26 protein-coding genes are annotated in these 22,336 nt (G+C 41.6%); 9 read left to right on the top strand and 17 right to left on the bottom strand.

The features are described from left to right. Positions 1 to 51 precede the first annotated feature (51 nt). Positions 52 to 972, top strand: a complete 921-nt coding sequence (gene glsB, locus PMAL9190_RS12625; RefSeq protein WP_087845509.1) for a glutaminase B — start codon at positions 52 to 54, stop codon at positions 970 to 972. A 54-nt stretch (positions 973 to 1,026) separates the two neighbouring features. Beyond that, positions 1,027 to 1,425, top strand: coding sequence for a DUF2884 family protein (locus PMAL9190_RS12620; RefSeq protein WP_087845508.1), 399 nt, complete (start codon positions 1,027 to 1,029; stop codon positions 1,423 to 1,425). 121 nt (positions 1,426 to 1,546) lie between these two features. On the opposite strand, the gene hemW is transcribed toward PMAL9190_RS12620, so the two are convergent. The 7 genes from hemW to PMAL9190_RS12585 form a co-directional block, all read right to left on the bottom strand. Continuing rightward, positions 1,547 to 2,707, bottom strand: a complete 1,161-nt coding sequence (hemW, locus tag PMAL9190_RS12615; RefSeq protein WP_087845507.1) for a radical SAM family heme chaperone HemW — start codon at positions 2,705 to 2,707, stop codon at positions 1,547 to 1,549. A gap of 3 nt (positions 2,708 to 2,710) precedes the next feature. Next, positions 2,711 to 3,301, bottom strand: a complete 591-nt coding sequence (locus PMAL9190_RS12610; protein ID WP_087845506.1) for an XTP/dITP diphosphatase — start codon at positions 3,299 to 3,301, stop codon at positions 2,711 to 2,713. Positions 3,302 to 3,340: 39 nt separating this feature from the next. Further along, on the bottom strand, positions 3,341 to 3,814 hold the full coding sequence (locus PMAL9190_RS12605; protein ID WP_159458395.1) for a DUF4426 domain-containing protein: 474 nt from the start codon (positions 3,812 to 3,814) through the stop codon (positions 3,341 to 3,343). Positions 3,815 to 3,976: 162 nt separating this feature from the next. Then, positions 3,977 to 4,273, bottom strand: coding sequence for a DUF167 family protein YggU (yggU, locus tag PMAL9190_RS12600; RefSeq protein ID WP_087845504.1), 297 nt, complete (start codon positions 4,271 to 4,273; stop codon positions 3,977 to 3,979). Continuing rightward, positions 4,270 to 4,827, bottom strand: coding sequence for a YggT family protein (locus PMAL9190_RS12595; RefSeq protein ID WP_087845503.1), 558 nt, complete (start codon positions 4,825 to 4,827; stop codon positions 4,270 to 4,272). The genes yggU and PMAL9190_RS12595 overlap by 4 nt, the downstream gene beginning before the upstream one ends. 9 nt (positions 4,828 to 4,836) lie before the next feature. Further along, positions 4,837 to 5,655: a pyrroline-5-carboxylate reductase gene (gene proC, locus PMAL9190_RS12590; RefSeq protein ID WP_087845502.1), complete on the bottom strand. Its 819-nt coding sequence runs from the start codon at positions 5,653 to 5,655 to the stop codon at positions 4,837 to 4,839. A gap of 72 nt (positions 5,656 to 5,727) precedes the next feature. After that, entirely contained in the window at positions 5,728 to 6,438 is a 711-nt protein-coding gene (locus PMAL9190_RS12585; protein ID WP_087845501.1) for a YggS family pyridoxal phosphate-dependent enzyme, read from the bottom strand. Between the two features lie 22 nt (positions 6,439 to 6,460). Between PMAL9190_RS12585 and PMAL9190_RS12580 the strand changes: the two genes are divergently transcribed. Both PMAL9190_RS12580 and PMAL9190_RS12575 read left to right on the top strand, forming a co-directional pair. After that, a complete protein-coding gene (locus tag PMAL9190_RS12580) occupies positions 6,461 to 7,498 on the top strand; it encodes a type IV pilus twitching motility protein PilT (RefSeq protein WP_087845500.1) in 1,038 nt (345 codons plus the stop codon). Between the two features lie 15 nt (positions 7,499 to 7,513). Beyond that, complete coding sequence (locus PMAL9190_RS12575; RefSeq protein ID WP_087845499.1) at positions 7,514 to 8,617, top strand: PilT/PilU family type 4a pilus ATPase; 1,104 nt, start codon at positions 7,514 to 7,516, stop codon at positions 8,615 to 8,617. Positions 8,618 to 8,974: 357 nt separating this feature from the next. On the opposite strand, the gene ruvX is transcribed toward PMAL9190_RS12575, so the two are convergent. The 6 genes from ruvX to metK form a co-directional block, all read right to left on the bottom strand. Then, a complete protein-coding gene (gene ruvX / locus PMAL9190_RS12570) occupies positions 8,975 to 9,406 on the bottom strand; it encodes a Holliday junction resolvase RuvX (RefSeq protein WP_087845498.1) in 432 nt (143 codons plus the stop codon). After that, entirely contained in the window at positions 9,403 to 9,966 is a 564-nt protein-coding gene (locus tag PMAL9190_RS12565) for a YqgE/AlgH family protein (RefSeq protein WP_087845497.1), read from the bottom strand. Before PMAL9190_RS12565 ends, ruvX begins: the two co-directional genes overlap by 4 nt. A gap of 119 nt (positions 9,967 to 10,085) precedes the next feature. Then, on the bottom strand, positions 10,086 to 11,036 hold the full coding sequence (gshB, locus tag PMAL9190_RS12560) for a glutathione synthase (protein WP_087845496.1): 951 nt from the start codon (positions 11,034 to 11,036) through the stop codon (positions 10,086 to 10,088). Between the two features lie 18 nt (positions 11,037 to 11,054). Continuing rightward, positions 11,055 to 11,786 (bottom strand): 16S rRNA (uracil(1498)-N(3))-methyltransferase, encoded by a 732-nt coding sequence (rsmE, locus tag PMAL9190_RS12555; RefSeq protein WP_087845495.1) that lies wholly within the window; start codon positions 11,784 to 11,786, stop codon positions 11,055 to 11,057. Between the two features lie 127 nt (positions 11,787 to 11,913). Then, positions 11,914 to 12,402, bottom strand: coding sequence for a SprT family zinc-dependent metalloprotease (locus PMAL9190_RS12550; protein ID WP_087845494.1), 489 nt, complete (start codon positions 12,400 to 12,402; stop codon positions 11,914 to 11,916). Between the two features lie 153 nt (positions 12,403 to 12,555). Then, complete coding sequence (gene metK, locus PMAL9190_RS12545; RefSeq protein ID WP_087845493.1) at positions 12,556 to 13,710, bottom strand: methionine adenosyltransferase; 1,155 nt, start codon at positions 13,708 to 13,710, stop codon at positions 12,556 to 12,558. A 393-nt stretch (positions 13,711 to 14,103) separates the two neighbouring features. Between metK and tkt the strand changes: the two genes are divergently transcribed. After that, positions 14,104 to 16,116: a transketolase gene (gene tkt / locus PMAL9190_RS12540; protein ID WP_087845492.1), complete on the top strand. Its 2,013-nt coding sequence runs from the start codon at positions 14,104 to 14,106 to the stop codon at positions 16,114 to 16,116. 633 nt (positions 16,117 to 16,749) lie between these two features. Beyond that, a complete protein-coding gene (locus PMAL9190_RS12535; protein WP_065168398.1) occupies positions 16,750 to 17,094 on the top strand; it encodes a hypothetical protein in 345 nt (114 codons plus the stop codon). Between the two features lie 172 nt (positions 17,095 to 17,266). Here PMAL9190_RS12535 and PMAL9190_RS12530 read toward each other — a convergent pair whose 3' ends face one another. Further along, positions 17,267 to 18,454 (bottom strand): hypothetical protein, encoded by a 1,188-nt coding sequence (locus PMAL9190_RS12530; RefSeq protein WP_200813421.1) that lies wholly within the window; start codon positions 18,452 to 18,454, stop codon positions 17,267 to 17,269. Then, positions 18,445 to 18,618 carry a hypothetical protein gene (locus tag PMAL9190_RS20330; protein ID WP_200813420.1) on the bottom strand — a complete coding sequence of 58 codons (174 nt, stop codon included), beginning with the start codon at positions 18,616 to 18,618 and terminating at the stop codon, positions 18,445 to 18,447. The genes PMAL9190_RS12530 and PMAL9190_RS20330 overlap by 10 nt, the downstream gene beginning before the upstream one ends. 581 nt (positions 18,619 to 19,199) lie before the next feature. On the opposite strand from PMAL9190_RS20330, the gene PMAL9190_RS12525 reads away from it, so the two are divergent. From PMAL9190_RS12525 to PMAL9190_RS12515, 3 genes are all read left to right on the top strand, one after another. Further along, entirely contained in the window at positions 19,200 to 19,442 is a 243-nt protein-coding gene (locus PMAL9190_RS12525; RefSeq protein WP_087845491.1) for a hypothetical protein, read from the top strand. Between the two features lie 259 nt (positions 19,443 to 19,701). Further along, the gene (locus PMAL9190_RS12520; RefSeq protein WP_087845490.1) at positions 19,702 to 20,853 is read left to right on the top strand and encodes an iron-containing alcohol dehydrogenase; all 1,152 of its coding nucleotides are present in this window, start codon (positions 19,702 to 19,704) and stop codon (positions 20,851 to 20,853) included. 68 nt (positions 20,854 to 20,921) lie between these two features. Then, positions 20,922 to 21,314 (top strand): EutQ-related cupin domain-containing protein, encoded by a 393-nt coding sequence (locus PMAL9190_RS12515; protein ID WP_008987789.1) that lies wholly within the window; start codon positions 20,922 to 20,924, stop codon positions 21,312 to 21,314. A 205-nt stretch (positions 21,315 to 21,519) separates the two neighbouring features. Here PMAL9190_RS12515 and PMAL9190_RS12510 read toward each other — a convergent pair whose 3' ends face one another. Further along, the gene (locus tag PMAL9190_RS12510; RefSeq protein ID WP_065176722.1) at positions 21,520 to 21,759 is read right to left on the bottom strand and encodes a hypothetical protein; all 240 of its coding nucleotides are present in this window, start codon (positions 21,757 to 21,759) and stop codon (positions 21,520 to 21,522) included. Between the two features lie 273 nt (positions 21,760 to 22,032). Then, complete coding sequence (locus PMAL9190_RS12505; RefSeq protein WP_087845489.1) at positions 22,033 to 22,245, bottom strand: cold-shock protein; 213 nt, start codon at positions 22,243 to 22,245, stop codon at positions 22,033 to 22,035. Between the last annotated feature and the right edge of the window lie 91 nt (positions 22,246 to 22,336).

Genomic DNA, 22,336 nt, shown 5'->3' with positions numbered 1-22,336 from the left:
TATTTAGAAAGCCAACTTTTGTTGGCTTTTTTGTTATTGGAGATGAAGTAAATGAAGCCAACAGAGACCTTACTAAAAGACATTTTAGATGAAGTTAGACCTTTGATTGGTCAAGGAAAAGTGGCTGACTATATTCCTGCGTTAGCGGAAGTTCCTGCAACTAAGTTGGGCATCGCGGTGTGTTATAACGATGGTGAAATTATTCAAGCAGGCGATAGCCAAGAAAGTTTTTCTATTCAATCGATCTCCAAAGTTTTAGCGCTAACACTAGCAATGTCACTCTATGAGCCAGAAGAATTGTGGTCGCGAGTTGGTAAAGAGCCATCAGGGCAGGCGTTTAATTCGATGATTCAGCTCGAGTTAGAAAATGGTATTCCACGTAATCCGTTTATTAATCCCGGTGCGATTGTTATCTCAGACATGCTGTATAGTCGCCTCTGTGCGCCGCAGTATCGAATGTTGGAATTAGTGCGTGAATTATCCTGCAATCCACATATCGTATACGACAAAGTGGTTGCTAATTCAGAGATGCAACACAGTGATCGTAATGCGTCGATTGCTTATTTAATGCGTTCATTTGGCAACTTTAATAATGAAGTAATGCCAGTGCTAAATAACTATTTTAGTTACTGTGCTTTAAAGATGAGCTGTGTTGATTTAGCGCGAACATTTTCTTATTTAGCAAATAAAGGTCAGCCTTTAGGTGCAAAAACGCCAATTATTAGCCAAACTCAAAGTAAGCATATAAATGCATTGCTTGCGACATGTGGTTTATATGATGGTGCTGGAGAGTTTGCTTACCGCGTCGGAATGCCGGGTAAATCAGGTGTTGGTGGCGGTATTGTTGCTATTGTGCCAGGAGAGATGACCATTGCTGTATGGTCACCGGAGTTGGATCCATCAGGTAACTCATTAGTAGGCACTGCGGTATTAGAGAAGCTTTCACAACGGATTGGACGTTCTATTTTTTAATGGGTAAATGCAGCGGCTAGGTGCAGCTACCCACTTTTAAGAAGGGGAAGTTGCATGGGATTAAAAACTATCATGAGTACAATTGGCTGCGGTGGTTTGATGGTGCTATTTAGCTCAAGCCTAATTGCTGGCGAGTGTGATCCACAATGGCACAATAGTGTCAGTATCAGCGATGATACACTGACGCTATCGCAATCTAAGCAAACTTTTGTGGTTAAAGATGATGGTCAGCTATATTTTGATATTCACAAAGTAAAACTTGATCCAGACCAAACGCAGTTGTTAGTGCAATATTACCAAACCATTGGTAATGATCTGCCTTATTTGCTATCGCATGGGCAGCATGTAAATGCCAAAGTGTGTCAGTTTGTTAATTTACGCATTCAACAAGAGCGCCAAATAAGACAACAAATACCAGCACTGAAAAACTGGCAAAGCGTTAATTTATTATAACGTTATACTTGATGATGACCGCGATAAAAAAAGCGAGAGACTAGAGGTGTAATGGTTGAATAACCATTAACGACCAGCCCTCGCTTTTTTGTTGGCAGTATCATTTAGCGTTTAGATTACGCTAATCATCATCTTCAACAAATGCAGCCAGTAAATCGTTTAAAAATAATTTACCGTGTTCTGTAATTTGCCACTGATCGCCATTATCAACTAAATAATTTTGTTTAAGTGCCCACTCAATATTGGCAGCTATTGCCGACAACGGTAAGCCTGTGCGATCGATAAAGTCTTGCTTTGGACATGCCTCTAATAATCGAAACCGGTTCATAAAAAATTCAAACGGTCGTTCAGTGTCAGCTACCGCTATTTGTTCACTCAAATAAGGCTTATCCGCTTGTAAATATCCACGTGGATGTTTGACTTTGACCGTACGTATAATTCGACCATCATCAAAGCTGATCTTGCCATGGGCACCACAGCCGATGCCTAAGTAATCGCCAAAGCGCCAATAATTAAGATTATGTTGGCATTGCTTATTGGGCTTACTGTAGCCGGAGATTTCATATTGTTGATAACCAGCAGCGGTTAATAGTGCATGTCCTTGTTCAAAAATATCCCACAAGTCATCGTCATCAGGCAATGTCGGTGGTTTTGAGTAATACAAAGTATTGGGCTCAATCGTTAGCTGATACCAAGATAAATGCGGTGGATCAAGTGCGATCGCTTGCTTGAGATCGCTGATCGCATCAGCTATCGATTGATCAGGCAAACCGTGCATCAGATCGGTATTAAAACTGTTTAATCCCGCCGACTTTGCCAACTCAATGGCTTTGATCGCTTCGTCACGGCCATGGATACGCCCTAAACGCTGGAGTTTGTCGTTTTGAAAACTTTGAATACCAATCGAAATTCGGTTCACGCCTGCTTGGCGATAGTCTTCAAAACGTCCTGCTTCAACAGTGCCTGGATTGGCTTCCATAGTGATTTCAATATTGTCACTAAAAGGAATGCGAGCCTCAATGGCTTGCAGTAGACGACCAATTTCAGCTGGTGAGATCAAACTTGGTGTACCACCACCAATAAAAATTGAATGCAGTGGTCGCTGACTGTTAACTAATTGGTAGGCCATTAGATCGGTTTCAAGATCGTCAATTAGCGCATCAATATAATCAAGTTCTGGCAATTCAGTTTTTAGTGCGTGCGAATTAAAATCGCAATAGGGGCACTTTTGAACACACCAAGGAATGTGCACATATAAACTGAGTGGTGGAGGAACAAGCATGAGTTAGCCTTTTAGTGCACTGAAAAGTTGTTGAAGTGCTTTGCCACGGTGTGACAGTTGCTTTTTACGACTTGGATCTAATTGCGCTGAAGCACATTGATCTTCTGGTACCCAGAAAATAGGATCATAACCAAAGCCGTTATCGCCATGACGCTCAGTTAAAATACTGCCTTCCCATGAACCATGGCACACTAGTGGTGTTGGATCATTTTCATGGCGCATCATCACTAATACACAATGAAAACGAGCACTGCGTTGTGCTTCAGGTACACCGTCCATTGCCACTAGTAGCTTATCAATATTTTCCGCATCAGTAGCACCTTCACCAGCAAAACGGGCTGAGTAAATACCCGGAGCACCATTTAAAAAATCCACCTCAAGCCCTGAATCATCGGCAATCGCAGCGCAGCCAGTTTCTTTAGCAGCATGACGTGCTTTGATGATCGCATTTTCAATAAAAGTGGTGCCGGTTTCAGCCACTTCTGAAACATTGAAATCGCTTTGAGCGACCACATCAAATCCAAAGTCAGCAAGTAGGGAAGCCATTTCTTTTACTTTGCCTTGATTGCCTGTTGCCAGTACGAGTTTGCTCATATTGATGCCTTTTTAAAAACCATAATTCGCTAATAACCGCTATGATAGCCGTTGTGGGTATAATAACAACGCTGAGGCTGAAAACGGTTCGTTATCACTGAATAATGTGTGCTTAAATTTAAGCTGATGAGGTTTATTTTGGTGATGAATATTTACCACAAACTTAAATTCAGCTTGAGGTGGGTGTTTAAATTGAGCTAAATAATAAATTTTATAGCCTTCTTGAATACGTCGAAAACGCAGCCGTTTTTTTTCACCAAGACCGCTGAGCATTGTGCCGTCTATCTTGGTATTTAGGCTTGGTTTGCCCGGTTGTTGTTTATTCAATACGCTGACCTTCATCAAGGCATAACATTGTTTACGTTTGATGCGGTAAGCAGTTGCAATTTTATCGCTGATAAAAGTGGTTGGAAAGACAGAGTAACGTACTTCAAGTGGCTCAAGTTGGTGGCTGTGATCAGCATAACTGAGTTGGCTAATCAGTAATAATATTCCGCATAACAGGTATTTCATATTTAGAGCCATAAAGTGCCATTATTTGTTGGCGCAGTGTAATTAACTGTGGCTTTCAAGATAGAAATTTATTGCGGTTATTATCGTGGAGTGAGATTTGCGATAAAAAAAGCGAATATTATCGAAATATTCGCTTTTTTAGCGGTGGGATAATCCGTGATGTTATTGCATCAAGCTCGCAATCGGTTCAGGGATCTGCTTTGGATCCTCGATGCGAATTTGTTTGTGACGGCCTTGAAAGCCTTTTTCCACATGCACTAAACCTTTAGCGACCTTGAACTGCTTAGCTAAAAACTTGGCTAAATGAGCATTGGCTTTTCCATCAACGGGTGGCGCTGTAATGGCGATTTTAATTTCATCGCCATGTAAGCCAACAATTTGATCGCGACTGGCTTTAGGTTGAATGTAAAGTCGAATAACCACATCATCCCCTTGGCGACAGACAGCATTAGCACTCATAACTGGAACCAAATCGGTCCAATTAGATCACCCATTAAATAGTTAGCAAACTGCAAGCCTAAGAAGATCACTAGAATACTTAAGTCTAAACCACCCATTGGTGGTAGTACGCGACGAATCGGCGCCATTAGCGGCTCAGTTAGCTGATGCATCACATATTCCATTGGGTTACGGCCTTGGCTAACCCAACTTAAAATGGCACGAATTAATAATACCCAGAACAATAATCCGCCCGCAGCTTTAACCAGTGCTAATAAACCTAACAGTAAGAAGCTAGGGCTAAAGGCAAACGCACCGCCAGTTAATGCTAATTGCAGCAAAATAAACTTCGCCACACATAATACGTAACCAAATAAAATGGTCGCCATATCAAATGATCCAATCGATGGGATCACACGACGTAATGGCGCTACCACTGGTTGGGTTGCTTTGACAATAAATTGCGAAAACGGGTTATAAAAATCTGCACGTGACCATTGTAGCCACACCCGTAACAACACAATCATGATATATAAATCAAATACTGTGGAGATTAAAAAAGCCATTGAATTCATAATTAAACCTTAAAACAATTGTTCCATTTCTTGAGCACGAGCAACCGCAGCTTGCATTGCTTTAGCCACTATTTCTGTTAAATGATGGTGGTTGAATGTATTAATCGCTTCTGCGGTGGTACCGCCTTTAGACGTGACTTGCTGGCGTAACGTGGCAAGATCCGTATCTGGGTTGGCTTGTACCATTTCTGCCGCGCCTAATGCTGTTTGTTGAACTAACAAGCGTGCCGTTTGTTCATCAAAACCTTGTGCCATTGCTTGCTGTTGAATTGCTTCCATAAATAAGAAGAAGTAAGCCGGAGCACTGCCTGCTGCAGCAATGATACCATTGATATCTGCTTCTTGTTTAACCCAGCAAATTTCACCAACAGCTTGCAAGAGCTCACTGGCAAATTGATGATCTTGCGGTGCTAATGTTGACTCTGCGTATAAGCCACTCATGCCTTTACCGATTAATGCTGGAGTATTTGGCATTACGCGCACTAAATGTAATTGGCTATCAAGCATGGTTGCTAAGCGAGCACTATTGATACCAGCAGCAATTGAGATCACTAATTTATTACTGAAGTCGACCGCTTGCAATGGCAAACATACATCGGCCATTAATTGTGGTTTTACCGCCAGTACCACTACGTCAGCTTGTTGCGCTGCGCGCAGGTTATCACTGTCAGTATTAATACCAAAATCATCCTTTAACGGTGCCAAGCGAGTTGTCGTTGGCGCTGTTGCTGTGATTTTCTTAGCATCGTAGCCACTGGCAATTAAGCCGGCGATGATTGAACGTGCCATGTTACCGGCACCGATAAAAGCGATAGAGCGCTGTTCCATGTAATATCCTTTGCTGTTGGTACGATACTCAAGAGATAGCCAGAGTCGTTAACCGTTATTTAGAAACTATTGTTAGGCTTGGTTGCCATAATCACGCGCACCAAACAAAGCAGTACCAATACGCACCATGGTACTCCCTGCTGCAATTGCAGCTTCCATGTCACCACTCATGCCCATTGATAGGGTATCAAGTTGTGGGTGGTGTGGTTTAAGTTGTTCAAATATATCCGCTAATGCTTTAAAAGCTGCGAATTGACTATCATAATCGGTTTCGGGTTGCGGAATCGACATTAATCCACGTAAAACTAATTGCGGCATGGTGGCAATAGCGGCAGCAAGTTCCATTACCTCATCAGCACTAATACCTGATTTGCTGGCTTCACCACTGGTATTCACTTGTAGTAGTACATTTAATGGCGCCATGGTGGCTGGACGTTGGTCATTTAAACGGGTGGCTGTTTTAAGGCGATCTATTGAGTGTACCCAATCAAAATGCTCGGCAATCGGGCGAGTTTTATTGGATTGAATCGGCCCAATAAAATGCCACACTAAGTGCTCTGCCGCAGGGTGATTTGCAAAATAATTGACTTTATCGACCCCCTCTTGAACATAATTTTCACCAAAGGCAACCAGACCGGCATCAATTGCTTGTTCGATCGCGGCAACGGGCTTGGTTTTACTTACTGCCAACAATTGCACCGAATCGGCGGCTCTGCCGCATTTTTCAGTTGCTAGTGCCATCTCATTGATGACCTGTGTAATATTTTGCTTAATACTGTTCATAATTGATTCTTGAGGAAAATGTATGGATATCACCGAATTACTCGATTTTAGTGTAAAGCATAACGCATCAGATCTGCATCTTTCTGCGGGCGTTCCACCAATGATAAGAGTTGATGGTGATGTGAGAAAGCTCAGTTTACCAGCTTTAGATCATAGCGAAGTCCATCGGCTAATATTTGATATTATGAACGATGCTCAGCGTCGAGAGTATGAAGAAAAATTAGAAGTCGATTTTTCTTTTGAATTACCCGACATTGGTCGCTTTAGGGTTAACGCTTTTCATCAGTCGCGTGGCTGTTCAGCTGTGCTGCGTACCATTCCGATCCACATTCCAACGTTAGCCTCACTCAATGTGCCTGAGGTTTTTTATGATATTGCTCAGTTAAGTCGTGGGTTGGTGTTGGTAACGGGGGCGACAGGTTCTGGTAAATCAACCACCATTGCCGCCTTAGTAGATTACATCAATAGTAACTATCAACGCCATATTCTAACCATTGAAGATCCGATTGAATTTGTTCATACCAGTAAAAGTTGTTTGATCAACCAACGTGAAGTCCATCGCGATACTTTAAGTTTTCAAAATGCGCTGCGGTCATCATTACGTGAAGATCCTGATGTGATTGTAGTGGGAGAATTACGCGATCAAGAAACCATTAGTTTAGCCTTAACCGCCGCCGAAACTGGCCACTTAGTTCTGGGCACCTTACACACCAGTTCCGCCGCTAAAACCGTTGACCGTATTATCGATGTTTTTCCGGGTAGCGATAAATCGATGGTGCGCTCGATGTTGTCGGAGTCATTGCGGGCAGTAGTGGCGCAAAACCTATTGAAATGTACCTCTGGTGGTCGAGTCGCCTGTCATGAAGTGATGATGGCAACCCCTGCAATTCGAAATTTGATCCGTGAAGATAAAATTGCCCAGATGTATTCAATGATTCAAACCGGTGCATCACTTGGAATGCAGACCATGGAACAAAGCGTCAAAATGCTGGTGGCACAAGGTATGGTCGAATCAGAAGAAGGGCGCCGTATTCTTGATAGTAGTAAATCTGGGTTTTAATTAAAGGAATAACTGATGACCTTAGACGATATTCTTGAGCAAATGGTGGCAAAAAAGGCGTCCGATTTATACATCACGGTTGATTGTGCGTGTTTATTAAAAATTGATGGCAATTTGCATGATGTTGGAGAAGTGCTCGATCGCGATAGGGTAGATAGGTTATTTGATCAGGCCATGGATGCCAGCTTGCGCCAAGAGTTTATTACCACCAAAGAAGCCAATTTTGCGTTAGTGCGGAATGGATTTCGATTTCGTATTAGTGCGTTTTGGCAGCGAGAATTACCAGGCATGGTGATTCGGCGAATTGAAACCCAAATTCCGAAAATGGAGGAGTTACAGTTACCGATTGATATGGAGCGACTGGCATTATCAAAACGTGGTTTAGTGTTAATTGTCGGCGCAACCGGTTCGGGTAAATCGACCTCGATGGCGGCAATGACGGGCTATCGTAATCAGCATCGCAGTGGTCATATTTTAACGGTGGAAGATCCGATTGAATTTGTTCATCAACATAACAAATGCATTATCACTCAGCGCGAAGTTGGGCTTGATACCGCCAGTTATGAAGTGGCATTAAAAAACTCCTTACGCCAAGCACCAGACATGATTTTAATCGGTGAAATTCGTACCCCTGAAACCATGGAATACGCGATGAATTTTGCTGAAACAGGCCATTTATGCATGGCAACGTTGCACGCCAATAATGCTAATCAGGCATTAGAGCGGATTTTGCATTTAGTGCCCAAAGAGCGCCGCGAGCAATTTTTATTTGATCTGTCACTTAATCTTAAATGTATTTTAGCGCAGCAGTTAGTGGCTGACGCGAATGGTGTTGGTCGTCATGGCGTGTATGAGTTATTGCTTAATACGCCGCGAGTCGCGGATCTTATTCGACGCGGTGATCTGTATGAAATAAAAGATGTGATGGCGAAATCAACCGAAGCGGGAATGATGACGTTTGATCAATCGCTGTATCAATTATTTCGTGAAGGCAAGATCAGTGAGCAAGATGCACTGCATCACGCCGACTCTGCGAATGATTTACGATTGATGATCAAAGTTGGTGATCCAAGCTCTAAACCGTTAAATAGTTTATCTGGCGTTACGCTTGATAAATAATAATGCGCATGATGATCCTTTTGCTAAAGGATCATCATGATAAAATTGGTAATAATTGCAGCTAGTTAACAGGTTTACTTTAAAGTGTTGATTTTTAATTGCTTTTTCTGTTTACCTGATAACGCTAATACCGTTGCGTAGTTTTTGGGTTTAAATGATCAAAAAGCTGTACAAGCTGATCCGGTGAGAAATTACGCGGCTTGAGAAGAGCGAATTAGCCCAAAGAAAAATAGCTGTCAGCTTTGTGATGATCTTATGGGCTAAAGCTGTACCAGCCAAAAAAAAGACCCGTTCCAAATGGAACGGGTCTTTTTTTATCTTTTTACAGCGGAGTAATATGCAATAAATAGTGGCAGATTAAGCGCCGTATTGACGTTCAAACCAGCTTTCTAAAATAACCACTGCCGACTGTGAATCAATGTTACCTTTGCTCAATGAACGGTAACCACCGCGTTCAAATAACTCCGATTTAGCTTCAACTGTGCTTAAGCGTTCATCGTGTAATTCGACCGCATAACCAAAACGACCATGAATACGATTGGCAAATTTCTTAGCCCGTGGAGCAATGGTTTCTAGCTCTTTGCCATTGAGATCTAATGGCAAACCAACGACGATTAAATCAGGCTGCCACTCTTTAAGGATCTTTTCAATTTCATCCCAATTAGGAATACCATCTTTGGCTTTTAAAGCGGCTAATGGACTGGCTGTGCCTGTGAGTTCTTGGCCGATTGCAACCCCAATACTTTTGGTGCCGTAATCAAAGCTTAATACGCTACGAGATTGACTCATGCATGACCTATATCTGATGATAGATTCGCAGGGCTAACCCCTAATATTGCGATGGCTTGGTGCCAGCGTTGATCTATCGGAGTGGAAAAAATAATGGTGTTATTAGCCTCAATCGTCAGCCAATTATTATCAGCTAATTCTTGCTCCAGTTGACCTTCATCCCAGCCTGCATAACCCAGTGCAACCACAAATTGTTCGGGGGCTTGTTGAGTGCCAAGTTGGGATAAAATATCCAGTGACGTCGTGACGGCAAGTTGCGGTGTAATTGTAATGCTGGAGTCATAACCGGCTTGAAGTGTGTGCAGTACAAAGCCGCGATCCTCAGCAACAGGGCCCCCATTGAGAACCGGATATTCAAGGCTTAATGGATTAACTAAAGGCAGTGTTCGTTCGACATTAATTTGTTCAAGCATATCGGCAATTGAGATTTCAATTGGCTGATTGATGATGATACCCATCGCACCTTCATCATTATGCTCACACACATAAATGACACTGTGTTTGAAGTTTGGATCTTGCATAGTGGGCATAGCCACTAAAAAATGATTGGTCAGATTCATTTACAATACCATTAAATACATGTCAGCACCGTTGATGTGCTGATAGTAACAAGCAGCGATCACATTCAATCGCTGCGTTGTTGGTTTGATTATGGCTGATGTTTAGCGCTTAGATGATCTTAGTTAGCGTTAATTCGGCGCTCAATCGCATCCATTAGTTTACCTGTGATTGAAATATCAAACGCAGCTTCAATTTCACAGATACACGTTGGGCTAGTAACGTTAATTTCAGTTAACTTGTCACCAATGACATCAAGACCAACAAAGATTAAGCCTTTCTGTTTTAAAATTGGTGCTACAGTTTCAGCGATTTTACGATCAGTGTCGCTAATCGGACGTGCTTCACCACGACCACCTGCTGCCAAATTACCACGGGTTTCACCTTTGGCTGGAATACGCGCTAGGCAGTATGGCATTGGCTCGCCATCAACCACGAGAATGCGCTTATCGCCATTACTGATATCAGGCACGAAAGTTTGTGCCATGCAGTAGTTTTGACCCATGTTCGTTAGGGTTTCAATGATCACAGATACGTTAGGATCATTTTTCATTACGCGGAAAATTGAAGAGCCGCCCATGCCATCAAGTGGTTTTAGGATCACATCACCGTGCTGCTGGTGAAAGGCTTTGAGTTTCTCAGCACGACGGGTCACGATAGTGGTTGGGGTTAGCTCTGGAAACCATGCCGTAAATAATTTTTCATTACAATCACGTAGGCTTTGTGGCTTGTTTACGATCAACGCACCGTTATCTTCTGCACGCTCAAGAATGTAAGTCGCATAAATGTATTCAGTATCAAACGGAGGATCTTTACGCATTAATACCGCATCAAGATCCGCGAGTGGAATCTCTTGCTCATTATGGAATTCAAACCAATCGTTAGGATCTTTTTTTACTGTTACCGTACGAGTACGTGCAATTGCAACACCTTGCTCTAAAGAAAGATCACTCATTTCCATGTAGTGTAATTCCCAACCACGACGTTGTGCTTCCATCATCATGGCAAAGGTCGAATCTTTTTTGATATTGATAGACTCGATAGGGTCCATCACAATACCTAGCTTGATCATTGTTTTCTCCTGCTTAACTTAGCCTAGATCACCAAAACGAACTTGGAGTGCGGTAATGGCTGTCATTGCGGTAGTCTCAGTGCGTAATACACGTGGGCCTAATAAAATTTCATCAAATTTGTATTGCTCAGTCATACTGATTTCTTCAGCAGACAAGCCACCCTCAGGGCCGATTAATAATCGAACCTTAGTTACAGGGGTAGGAAGAGTGTTAATAGAATAATGTGCACGAGGGTGCAAGTTTAGTTTTAACCCATCATATTCTTCTGCACACCATTGCTCTAGTTTCATCACCGGACGAATGGTTGGCACAACATTACGGCCACATTGTTCGCAGGCTGCAATCGCGATTTTCTGCCATTGATCAAGTTTCTTTTCAAATCGTTCAGCATTGAGTTTAACGCCACAACGCTCTGAAATCAGAGGGGTAATAGTGTTAACACCGAGCTCAACCGATTTTTGAATGGTGAACTCCATTTTGTCACCACGTGAAATCACTTGGCCTAAGTGAATATCAAGTGGTGATTCAATACTATGCTCAATGCGGCTTTGAATCTCAACGTCAACCGCTTTTTTGCTGGCGCTACTAATTACTGCAGGGAATTCAGCATTGCTGCCATCAAACAGTAGCACTTGTTGCCCAACTTGCATTCGCATAACACGACCAACATGGTTAGCCGCATCGTCGCTAAGCATAACCGTACCTTGGCTTGGTAAAGGTTGTGGATGGTAAATTCGTGGAATTCTCATGATGCAGTCATCTGTAGTAATGGTTGAGTAATACCTGATATTACCACGGTTAGCAGCAGAGGGAGGGCAAAAGTTAATTGCTAATCAGTAACAACGGATTGTGGTCGCCAGAAGAGGAGAGTGACGATTAAGCGACAGTTTTAAACACTAATGGTTGGCGACATTTACGGCAATGATAACTGGCTTGACCGCGTTTAACTTTATTGTGACGACGAATAGTTAGTGGGTATTCACTACATGGGCAGTGGTAAATATAAGTCGTTCCAGCGACCGAGCTAACATTAAAGTTATGGGTTGTTTTAGGCTCAACATTAAACACTTCAGTCATGATCAGTTGCCACTCGCGACCATGAGGACGCACGCGACCAAATAATTTAAATACCACTAAATGGGCGACTTCATGGGCCACCACCTGATTTAAAAACGCGTCAGGATTTTCAGCCAATAGAATTGGGTTAAAGCGTAGTTCCCATTTTTGTAAGTGCGCAGTAGCGGCAATTTTGCCACGTTGAGTAAAATTAACCGCGGGCTGTTGTAATCGTTTATTGAGGCGTTGATTAGCATGTTTGATGCAATGCTCTACGTGAGTAAGTACTTGCTTTTGTAGCGGGGTCATAGCGTGAAATATCCTAGATTAATCGGTCACCGAGTAGGGAATAACTACCGCAGACTATACACCGCAGGATAAATATTGACGATTATTTTATTTTAGATATAAAAAAAGGGACGAATAATCGCCCCTTAGTATCTGATAAGCTTAAATTTATTATTATTTAAGTTTAGCGAACTCGCGTAATACGTCTACTTTGTCAGTTTTTTCCCAAGGGAATTCATCACGACCAAAGTGACCATAGGCTGCCGTCTTTTTGTAGATAGGTTGAAGTAGGTTTAGCATTTCTTGTAGGCCATATGGGCGTAGGTCGAAGTGCTGACGAACTGCTTCAATAATAATATCTTGATGTACTTTTTCAGTACCAAACGTTTCAATCATGATAGATGTTGGATCTGCAACACCGATAGCGTATGAAAGTTGAATTTCACAACGCTCAGCCATACCAGCAGCAACAATGTTTTTCGCAACATAACGTGCTGCGTATGCTGCTGAACGGTCAACTTTTGATGGATCTTTACCAGAGAATGCACCGCCACCGTGACGTGCTGCACCGCCGTAAGTATCAACAATAATTTTACGACCAGTTAGGCCACAGTCACCCATTGGGCCACCGATAACAAAACGACCGGTTGGGTTGATAAAGAATTTAGTTTCTTTACGTAGCCACTCTTGTGGTAATACTGGTTTGATGATTTCTTCCATTACAGCTTCACGTAGATCTGCTGTTGAAATTGAATCACTGTGTTGAGTTGATAGTACAACTGCATCAATACCAACAATCTTACCTTGATCGTATTCAAACGTTACCTGAGATTTAGCATCAGGACGTAACCAAGGTAGCGTACCGTTCTTACGTACTTCCGCTTGACGTTGAACAAGACGGTGAGAGTAAGTAATTGGTGCAGGCATCAATTCTTTAGTTTCGTTAGTTGCGTAACCAAACATAATACCTTGGTCACCAGCGCCCTGCTCTTTAGGGTCTGCTTTATCAACACCTTGGTTGATGTCTGGTGATTGCTTACCAATGGTATTTAGTACAGCACAAGAATTAGCGTCAAAGCCCATATCTGAATGAACGTAACCAATCTCACGTACTGTTTCACGAGTGATTTCTTCGATATCAACCCATGCTGAAGTTGTTACTTCACCACCGACCATTACCATGCCAGTTTTTACGTAAGTTTCACAAGCAACACGCGCTTTCGGGTCTTGCTCTAGAATTGCATCCAAGACTGCATCTGAAATTTGGTCTGCAATTTTATCTGGATGTCCTTCCGATACTGACTCAGAAGTAAACAAGTGTTTAGCCATTAGTGATCTCACTTATATTCATAAATTTATTAGAACGGTAGCGGTAATACTGATACTGCACTGCATTCCATACGTTTATATGTATAGAGCTACCTCCGTCTAGACGTCTATAATACCCCGACCAGTTATAAAATCAACAATGTAATCTGTAAGGATTTAGTCAAAACGCTAACTTATTCAATATTAAGCCATTAATTTTACTGACATTGGTGCTCAAAAGCGGTATTGGTATAAGTTGCATAGCATTGAATAAAATGGCTTTTTTAAAAACGAAAACGTTTGCAGTCGGCCGCCTCTATTTGAGACAATACTCAAACGCAATCAAGTGACTGCCAATAAAAAGCAGCCACTATTTTGACGGCAATTATTATTTTATGACTATTTGGAGCAGATATGTCTTCTAGCAATGCGGTGTCTCGTAAAGAACTGGCCAATGCAATTCGTGCACTTAGTATGGATGGTGTGCAACAAGCGAACTCAGGTCACCCTGGTGCACCGATGGGAATGGCAGATATTGCTGAAGTATTGTGGCGTGATCATTTGAATCATAATCCTCACAATCCAAATTGGGCTGATCGCGATCGTTTTGTACTATCAAACGGCCACGGTTCAATGCTGATTTATTCACTGCTTCATTTAACCGGTTATGATTTATCGATTGATGATCTGAAAAACTTCCGTCAATTACACTCAAAAACACCAGGTCATCCAGAATATGGTTATGCACCGGGTGTTGAAACGACCACCGGCCCATTAGGTCAAGGTATTACCAATGCGGTTGGTATGGCATTGGCTGAAAAATCAATGGCAGAGCAATTTAACCAGCACGGCCATGACATTGTTGACCATTACACTTATGCCTTTATGGGTGATGGCTGCATGATGGAAGGTATTTCTCATGAAGCATGTTCATTAGCGGGTACGTTAGGCTTAGGTAAGTTAATTGCTTTTTGGGATGACAACGGCATTTCTATTGATGGTGAAGTAGAAGGTTGGTTCTCAGACGATACCGCTAAACGTTTTGAAGCTTATGGTTGGCATGTAATTGCCACTGTTGATGGCCACGATGCTGAGGCAATTAATGCCGCGATTGAAGCTGCAAAAGCAGAAACCACTAAGCCAACCCTTATTTGCTGCCAAACCATCATTGGTTTTGGTTCGCCTAATAAAGCCGGTTCGCATGATTGTCACGGCGCACCACTGGGCGCTGAAGAAATTGCTGCTGCACGTGAGTTCCTCGGTTGGAACCATGGTCCATTTGAAATTCCGGCAGAGATTGCGGCTAATTGGAATGCGACTGAAGCGGGTAACGCTAAAGAAACAGCGTGGGATCAAAAGTTTGCCGCATATAGCGCAGCTTACCCTCAATTAGCAGCTGAATTTAGCCGTCGCATCAATGGTGAATTACCAGCAAACTGGGAAGCTGAAACATCAAAGATCATTGCAGATCTGCAAGCAAATCCGGCCAATATTGCCTCACGTAAAGCGTCACAAAATGCACTTGAAGCTTATGGTCAATTATTACCTGAGTTCATGGGCGGCTCGGCTGACTTAGCACCGTCTAACTTAACCATGTGGTCAGGTTCTAAATCACTCACACCAACAGATGCATCAGGTAACTACATTCACTACGGTGTGCGTGAGTTTGGTATGACTGCCATCATTAACGGTATTGCGTTACACGGTGGTTTTGTACCTTATGGTGCAACCTTCCTAATGTTTATGGAATATGCGCGTAATGCGTTACGCATGGCTGCGCTAATGAAAGTGCAGAACATTCAGGTTTACACTCATGATTCCATTGGTTTAGGTGAAGATGGTCCAACGCACCAACCAGTAGAGCAAGTGGCATCATTACGTTTAACTCCCAATATGAGCACTTGGCGTCCTTGTGATCAGGTTGAATCAGCCGTGGCTTGGAAATACGCAATTGAGCGTAAAGATGGCCCTACAGCGTTGATCTTCTCGCGTCAAAATCTTGATCAGCAAGATCGTAATGCAGACCAAGTAGCGAATATCACCAAAGGTGGTTACATTCTTAAAGATTGTGCTGCTGAGCCAGAGTTAATTCTGATCGCAACCGGTTCTGAAGTGGGTATCGCCGCGCAAGCATATGCTGAGTTAACCGCTGCTGGTCGCCAAGTACGCTTGGTTTCAATGCCTGCGACTGATTTATTTGATAAGCAGAGTGCGGCTTACCGTGAAAGTGTATTACCTGCAAATGTCACCGCACGAATTGCGATTGAAGCCGGTATTGCTGATTACTGGTACAAATATGTTGGCCTTAACGGTCGCATTATTGGTATGACAACCTTTGGTGAGTCTGCACCAGCGGATGAACTCTTTACTATGTTTGGCTTTACGGTTGAAAATATCGTTAATAACGCCAATGAGTTACTAGGCTAGGTATTCGCTTTAGCCCCATCGTTGAAGGTCGCAGATTGCGGCCTTTTTTTATGGCTGTAAGTGGAGGATTCGTGGTGAAAACGCGTAGTTATTTACTTAAAATATGCATTAGAAAAACTAATGTGAAGTGGTTGTTTTTATCATTTTTCAAGTTAACTAAAATATCTATAATGAGCCCCATCAAAACACGACCGCAAGCCTTATAGATTCAATGGATAGGCGATGGTTGTACTATTTAAAGCTGAGTTTATTGAGGAAAAAGAAATGACTGGTATCGTTAATAAAATTGTTGCACTTTACACACCTGTATTCGCTTCTATGTACAAAAGCGGCAACATGACTAAGTAAAGTCAACGTTAGGGCTGAGCCTTAACCATTAAATATATTTCCTAAGAAGGCTTTGAACGAATACGTTCAAAGCCTTTTTTCCGTTTATGACTCAAAATAGCGAACCCTCAAAAACAGCTAGCACTTAAAACCATACTAATTAGTTATATTTCTATATAAACCCATGCCGAAAACGATGTATTTTGCTGACATTTGTCAATTGTTCACATTATGGGATTATTTTTCTTTCATTGATATTTTTTATGATTAAAATAAACTCATAAGTTTACTTTTTCGAGAATGATAATGAAAAAAGCTATTTTAGGGTTATTGCTTGGTATGGTTGCGCTAACGTCTTTACCGAGTCACGCAAATGATTGGGGTCGTTGGGGCGAAACTAAAAAAGGCCGTGTTGAGAGCGCTCGAATTTGTGGTAGCAATGGCTACATCTTTAAAGTACGCGATTCTTTTTATGTTGCGAAATACCAATCAGGTAAACGCTTTGCGGTTGGTGTTCCGGTTAAAGCCCGTTTTGGCAAAAATAAATGGCTACGTGTTGAAGGGCTTAAAAACGACGGTAACTACTTAGTTAAGCGTAAGTACTACAGCCTCGCGAAAGCAAAAGCGAGCGCATGTGGACTAACGTGGTAATAAGAGTTAACAGATTCTAAGACAAGGCCGTTTAACGGCCTTGTTTGATTATGGTTGTAATATAATCCGCCCGCTAAATAACAATCAAAATTCTCCAACGCCGCATATAAAAATACCGCCTCAAAAGGACGGTATTTAACAAAATGTCTATTTATGCGTACTAACAAACGAATCATTCTTTAACAGTTTCTTTTTCTCGATACTGTGTTCTTCCATATATAGGATAATATACAGGCTTAACTGAACTGAACTGTCCATCCTCAAAAAACACGTGCGCAACATTTGGAAACAAAGCTGGATCTAAAGGATTTAGAGCATTAGGATTATGGTAGATCGTTATAGAGTTGCTCCAATATTCCTCATACTCTCCATTAGTAACTTCAAACTCAAAATCGATAGGAAGCTGATTGTTAAAATTCATGCATTGCCCAACAAACTTAATATCTAGATCTCTTCTTCCAAATTCAGCTAAATAACCCATTCGCAAAAACTTGCCGATTGTAGCTTGATTTGAATGTATAACCGCACTGATATTCTTAGCATCTTCTAATGCAAAAAAGTTAGACGGAATTACTTTTTCATTCCACCGATGCTCAGCTATTTGAGTTACCTCTTGTATAAGTTCACCATTTTCATCAAATCGATATTGTCTATCAGCACCATATAAATATCTTTCCAATGCACTCCTTGACCACATCATTGAATCTGTTTGATGAAAATCATGAATAGCAATAAGTAATGGGTTACCTACTACGTGCCCTTTCTCCCAATACCTTTTGTTTAATTTAGAAAATAAAGGACTACCATATTTTATCGGCATATAGTCTTTTAAAAGCCTTTCCATTTCTTCATGATTCTTAGGTTCAGGTTCATTGTCTACATGTTGACTTGGATTAACAGTTACAGCTTCAATACAAACACGTATTCCCATTTTTTCTATAACATAATCTGGAGCGTTAAACTCTCGATTTATCATGAAATCTGCTTCATGAAAAAAAGCATATAGATATAATTCCCACATTCTCGAATTAAATCCAGAACTCTGGAATTGCTCAATATAGTTGCCATCAGGATCTTCGAATGAATAAGCTATTTCTGCAATAAGCTCTTTCGCTGGACTAAAAAGGCTACATTCGGTTAGTAACTTATAGTCATCAGGCATCGGTTCTCTTTTCTCAATATACTCAAAAATAAGATTTTTTTTCCGAGTAATTACACCTTGTGGGAACTCCTCAGCACCATCTTTAGAGTGATGATCCATCTTTCTTAATAATATAGATCTAGCATCAACAATTTTAGGAATGCTGTGTTCTTGATCTATACATCTAAAAACTCCAGCTTCATCTCTTCCTAGCACCATAGCACCATAGCAACGTAATCGTTATCAATTTTATCCAGTAAAATTGTGCCTAAAACTGCATTATTATCATTTGAATACCACTCAATATCTTCAGAAATAAATTTAACAAATGGAATTCGTGCATAACTCAAAGCCTCAAAGCGAGCTTTTGATATTTGTCTCACATATCCTCCTAGAAACTTAACAAATAATAGGAGTTTTTACTTTTACGCAAAAACCCCCTTATTAAAGGGGATAATCATAATCAACTTAACTCATAAATATCATGATACTAATTACACTTTTTATTATTTACGGCTGTATTTAACAGTACCCATCTAATCCGCACTTCGTGATCAGTGTTCGAGGAATAATGTTAGCAAAGCCGATGTTTTATAGCTTTTATCGAGCTAAATCAGCTTAAAAGTGGGGTTATGAGGTTGTTAACCAAGTTACGACCCACCGCCATTGCTGCTATACGTCCCATTTACTCCCAAACCAACGAAAACACTCACCATCGCCACAACTGCCGTGCTATTCCTCGAACTCTCGACTCTCGACTCTCGACTCTCGCCTCTCAACTCGCAACTCGCAACTCGCAACCTCGCAACCTCGAACTCTCGCCTCTGTCCTTCCCAATTGTTCCTATATAGTAACAATCTTTTGTATTTTAATGGTATTGTTGTTTTTGGTGTAATTATTGATAATAACCCCATCGAAACGCACAAGGCGTTCACAAATATCAATACACAAGGTTTTATTACTCATGAAAACAGTTATTAAAGCAGCCATCGCCACCGCTATTATCGCTATGTCTTACAACGCATCAGCAAAAGATGGTGCCTTCACAGGTAATGTACAGTTTGAAAAAGCAGCCGTTAATAGCCTAAATGCTGGACACTACCAAAAGCAAGGTACCGCAGAGCGTTCACACTCAGGTGTGGTATTTACCCAACCTAAAGCGCACTTAAGCTTTGCTGAAAAATTGCTATCAGCGGCAGATAAATAACCACAGACAGCAGCAGCCAATGCGCTCAATATGATTATTACGTATGTGTAATAGTAATTTGCTTTTTGAGTCTATTGTTTATGTTTCAGTAAATGAGAAGATGACTACATCGACATCAACACCACCAATAACAATAAATAACAATAAAGATGTGGTGTCGGTAACACTCACTTTGCTATTTCAATCTCTATAAAAAATTTCGGCTTATGGCACATGCGGTAAGCCAACATAAATTAATAAATATTAACGGAGCTTCATTATGAGCAATGTATTCTACATGCCACCTGTAACACTAATGGGTCCTAACGCTATTCAATCTCTAGGTGCTGAATTGGCATCAAAAGAGCTGAAAAAAGCCCTTATCGTCACTGACGGTGTATTAGTTGAAGTGGGTCTGGTTAGCAAGCTAACTGACGAGTTAACTGCGCACGGCCTTGAGTACACTATTTACGATGGTGTACAGCCAAACCCAACTGAGAAAAACATTGAAGATGGCCTTGCGCTGCTTGCACAAAGCCATGCTGATTTTGTGATTTCATTTGGTGGTGGTTCATCTCACGATACTGCAAAAGGTATCGCATTAGTGGCAGCGAACGGTGGTCATATTCGTGATTACTCTAAAGGTGTGCATCTATCTAAGAAGCCACAACTGCCATTGGTAACCGTGAACACAACAGCAGGTACTGCTTCAGAAATGACAGTATTTGCCATCATCACTAACCAAGAAGATGAAACCAAATACCCAGTGGTTGATAAGCACTTCACGCCAATTATTGCAGTGAACGATTCAGAGCTAATGGTCGCAATGCCTAAGTTCCTAACCGCTGCAACCGGTATGGATGCATTAACGCACGCGGTTGAAGCCTATGTTTCAACAGCTGCAACCCCAATCACTGATGCATCAGCGATTAAAGCCATTGAGCTGATTGTAAACAACCTAGAAACAGCTGTGAACGACGGTCAAAATCGCGCAGCACGTGATGCAATGCAGTACGGCGAGTACCTTGCTGGTATGGCATTCTCTAATGCTTCTTTAGGTTACGTTCACTCAATGGCGCACCAATTAGGCGGTGTTTACGACCTGGCTCACGGCCTATGTAACGCTATCCTATTGGCAGAAGTTTCGCGCTTTAACGCCAAACAAGTACCAGAACGTTTTGTTGATATCGCTAAAGCTATGGGTATCGACACCGCAGCAATGACCCAAGAGCAAGCAGTAAATGCCGCCCTTGAAGCGATTGATGCACTCTCTGAAAAGGTAGGTACCAAGCAACGCCTAGCTGATTTGGGTGTAACTGAAGATAAGCTAGCGTTCATGGCGCAAAACGCTCTAAACGATGCGTGTTCTCTAACGAACCCACGCAAAGCGAGCCTAGAAGAAATCGTAGCGATCTTCAAAGCACGCATGTAATACGTACCACCCTACAAAAAGGCTGGGGAAAATTCCCAGCCATTATTATAAAAAAAAGGACAAATCCAATGACGACATTAACTGAAAAGCCAGGTATTTCGCTGATCAAAGCTGGTACTTTTAAGCTAAACGACCTAAGCAAACTGCTAGAAGTTGAAGGCCTAAAAAGCGACATGGCTGAAGTTGCTGTTACTAACAACAGTGCGCCATTGACGATTGGTCACTTCACTATGTCTCCGGGCGTAGAGTTTGAATACTTCTACGATTCTGTAGAGTACAAAGTAGTAACGAAAGGTAAGATCGTCATGCGCGATATGGAAGGCAACAAATACGTTGCTGAAGTAGGCGACGTTATTCTGTTCTCTGCTGACGTTAAAGTTATCTTTGATGCAGAAAGTGACGGTGAAGCAATCTACACTGCACACCGCCAAGCAGCTGAAGACTTTGCACCTGCAAAATAAGTGCTTTGCTAGCTAATCTTTTTAAAACATCTGATCGACGGTATATCTAGTGCTTATGTTGTAGCTATTACCGTAAAAGCCAGCTTTTGAAGCTGGCTTTTTTACATCAGCGCTAAGGCTAGCATTCAATAACGCCTGAGCGTAAAAAAACCGCATTATATAATACGGTTTTTTTTGAGTATTTCGTAGGTTGGTACAACTTAGATCATTGTTCTTGTTCTACATTATTTGAATTTTCTTTATGGTCGCAGCCACTTTTCTCCATGCCTGAGATAATTATTTTGTCATAGGTATCTCTTATTTCTTCAGTAGAAAACTTATTCCAACAGTGAGGACCGCACGCTGGTGTCGGGCAAAGGGCACAATCCCATACTCTGTCATTTTCTTGGCTAAAAGCATTGAATGAGGCCAAAAAAAACACTATGGCCGATAGATTTTTTTTCATAAGTAACCTCCTAAAAAACCGCAGTAATTATAGGGGCAATAATGTGCATATAAAATGGTGTTATATCCAATATACAGCGCATTTATCAAACTTATGTAATTGTATGAGCAGTAAATTACAGACATTATAATTAACTGATAACTCAACAGGATAGCGATGATTGTTGGCGTGCTATAGGTTGTGATGTTCAATGCGGGGCCGTATAGCCAATGGTGATGATTTGCTAACGATAAGATAAAAAAAGGCCGCTGAACTTAGCGGCTTTTTTGATGGCTATAAAACCACAACATTGATTGCTTGTAGGCCTTTTTGGCCTTGCTCAACATCAAATGATACTTTTTTGCCTGCTGGTAGAGTGGTTAATGATTTATCAGCAATGCCACTGCTGTGAACGAACACATCTGCATTACCAGTATCTTGGGTTAGAAAGCCAAAGCCTTTTTCTTCGCTAAACCACTTCACTAAACCCGTTGCTTTATGCGACATGTGTAACCCTTACTGTAAAAATATCAATAAATAATGTTGCTAATAAATCGTGGTCATTACTAACGCTGAGCAACAGAGTGGGCTGATTATT

The organism is Photobacterium malacitanum, assembly GCF_900185615.1.
GTDB classification, from domain to species: domain Bacteria; phylum Pseudomonadota; class Gammaproteobacteria; order Enterobacterales; family Vibrionaceae; genus Photobacterium; species Photobacterium malacitanum.
Note: the sequence above shows the minus strand (reverse complement) of the source record. Positions and strands in the feature narration are given on the sequence as shown.

Excerpts from the sequence above, each read along its gene's own strand:
- glsB (WP_087845509.1), top strand. The coding sequence starts at position 52 with ATGAAGCCAACAGAGACCTTACTAAAAGACATTTTAGATGAAGTTAGA.
- PMAL9190_RS12620 (WP_087845508.1), top strand. The coding sequence starts at position 1,027 with ATGGGATTAAAAACTATCATGAGTACAATTGGCTGCGGTGGTTTGATG.
- hemW (WP_087845507.1), bottom strand. The coding sequence starts at position 2,707 with ATGCTTGTTCCTCCACCACTCAGTTTATATGTGCACATTCCTTGGTGT.
- PMAL9190_RS12610 (WP_087845506.1), bottom strand. The coding sequence starts at position 3,301 with ATGAGCAAACTCGTACTGGCAACAGGCAATCAAGGCAAAGTAAAAGAA.
- PMAL9190_RS12605 (WP_159458395.1), bottom strand. The coding sequence starts at position 3,814 with ATGAAATACCTGTTATGCGGAATATTATTACTGATTAGCCAACTCAGT.
- yggU (WP_087845504.1), bottom strand. The coding sequence starts at position 4,273 with ATGAGTGCTAATGCTGTCTGTCGCCAAGGGGATGATGTGGTTATTCGA.
- PMAL9190_RS12595 (WP_087845503.1), bottom strand. The coding sequence starts at position 4,827 with ATGAATTCAATGGCTTTTTTAATCTCCACAGTATTTGATTTATATATC.
- proC (WP_087845502.1), bottom strand. The coding sequence starts at position 5,655 with ATGGAACAGCGCTCTATCGCTTTTATCGGTGCCGGTAACATGGCACGT.
- PMAL9190_RS12585 (WP_087845501.1), bottom strand. The coding sequence starts at position 6,438 with ATGAACAGTATTAAGCAAAATATTACACAGGTCATCAATGAGATGGCA.
- PMAL9190_RS12580 (WP_087845500.1), top strand. The coding sequence starts at position 6,461 with ATGGATATCACCGAATTACTCGATTTTAGTGTAAAGCATAACGCATCA.
- PMAL9190_RS12575 (WP_087845499.1), top strand. The coding sequence starts at position 7,514 with ATGACCTTAGACGATATTCTTGAGCAAATGGTGGCAAAAAAGGCGTCC.
- ruvX (WP_087845498.1), bottom strand. The coding sequence starts at position 9,406 with ATGAGTCAATCTCGTAGCGTATTAAGCTTTGATTACGGCACCAAAAGT.
- PMAL9190_RS12565 (WP_087845497.1), bottom strand. The coding sequence starts at position 9,966 with ATGAATCTGACCAATCATTTTTTAGTGGCTATGCCCACTATGCAAGAT.
- gshB (WP_087845496.1), bottom strand. The coding sequence starts at position 11,036 with ATGATCAAGCTAGGTATTGTGATGGACCCTATCGAGTCTATCAATATC.
- rsmE (WP_087845495.1), bottom strand. The coding sequence starts at position 11,786 with ATGAGAATTCCACGAATTTACCATCCACAACCTTTACCAAGCCAAGGT.
- PMAL9190_RS12550 (WP_087845494.1), bottom strand. The coding sequence starts at position 12,402 with ATGACCCCGCTACAAAAGCAAGTACTTACTCACGTAGAGCATTGCATC.
- metK (WP_087845493.1), bottom strand. The coding sequence starts at position 13,710 with ATGGCTAAACACTTGTTTACTTCTGAGTCAGTATCGGAAGGACATCCA.
- tkt (WP_087845492.1), top strand. The coding sequence starts at position 14,104 with ATGTCTTCTAGCAATGCGGTGTCTCGTAAAGAACTGGCCAATGCAATT.
- PMAL9190_RS12535 (WP_065168398.1), top strand. The coding sequence starts at position 16,750 with ATGAAAAAAGCTATTTTAGGGTTATTGCTTGGTATGGTTGCGCTAACG.
- PMAL9190_RS12530 (WP_200813421.1), bottom strand. The coding sequence starts at position 18,454 with ATGGTGCTAGGAAGAGATGAAGCTGGAGTTTTTAGATGTATAGATCAA.
- PMAL9190_RS12525 (WP_087845491.1), top strand. The coding sequence starts at position 19,200 with ATGAAAACAGTTATTAAAGCAGCCATCGCCACCGCTATTATCGCTATG.
- PMAL9190_RS12520 (WP_087845490.1), top strand. The coding sequence starts at position 19,702 with ATGAGCAATGTATTCTACATGCCACCTGTAACACTAATGGGTCCTAAC.
- PMAL9190_RS12515 (WP_008987789.1), top strand. The coding sequence starts at position 20,922 with ATGACGACATTAACTGAAAAGCCAGGTATTTCGCTGATCAAAGCTGGT.
- PMAL9190_RS12510 (WP_065176722.1), bottom strand. The coding sequence starts at position 21,759 with ATGAAAAAAAATCTATCGGCCATAGTGTTTTTTTTGGCCTCATTCAAT.
- PMAL9190_RS12505 (WP_087845489.1), bottom strand. The coding sequence starts at position 22,245 with ATGTCGCATAAAGCAACGGGTTTAGTGAAGTGGTTTAGCGAAGAAAAA.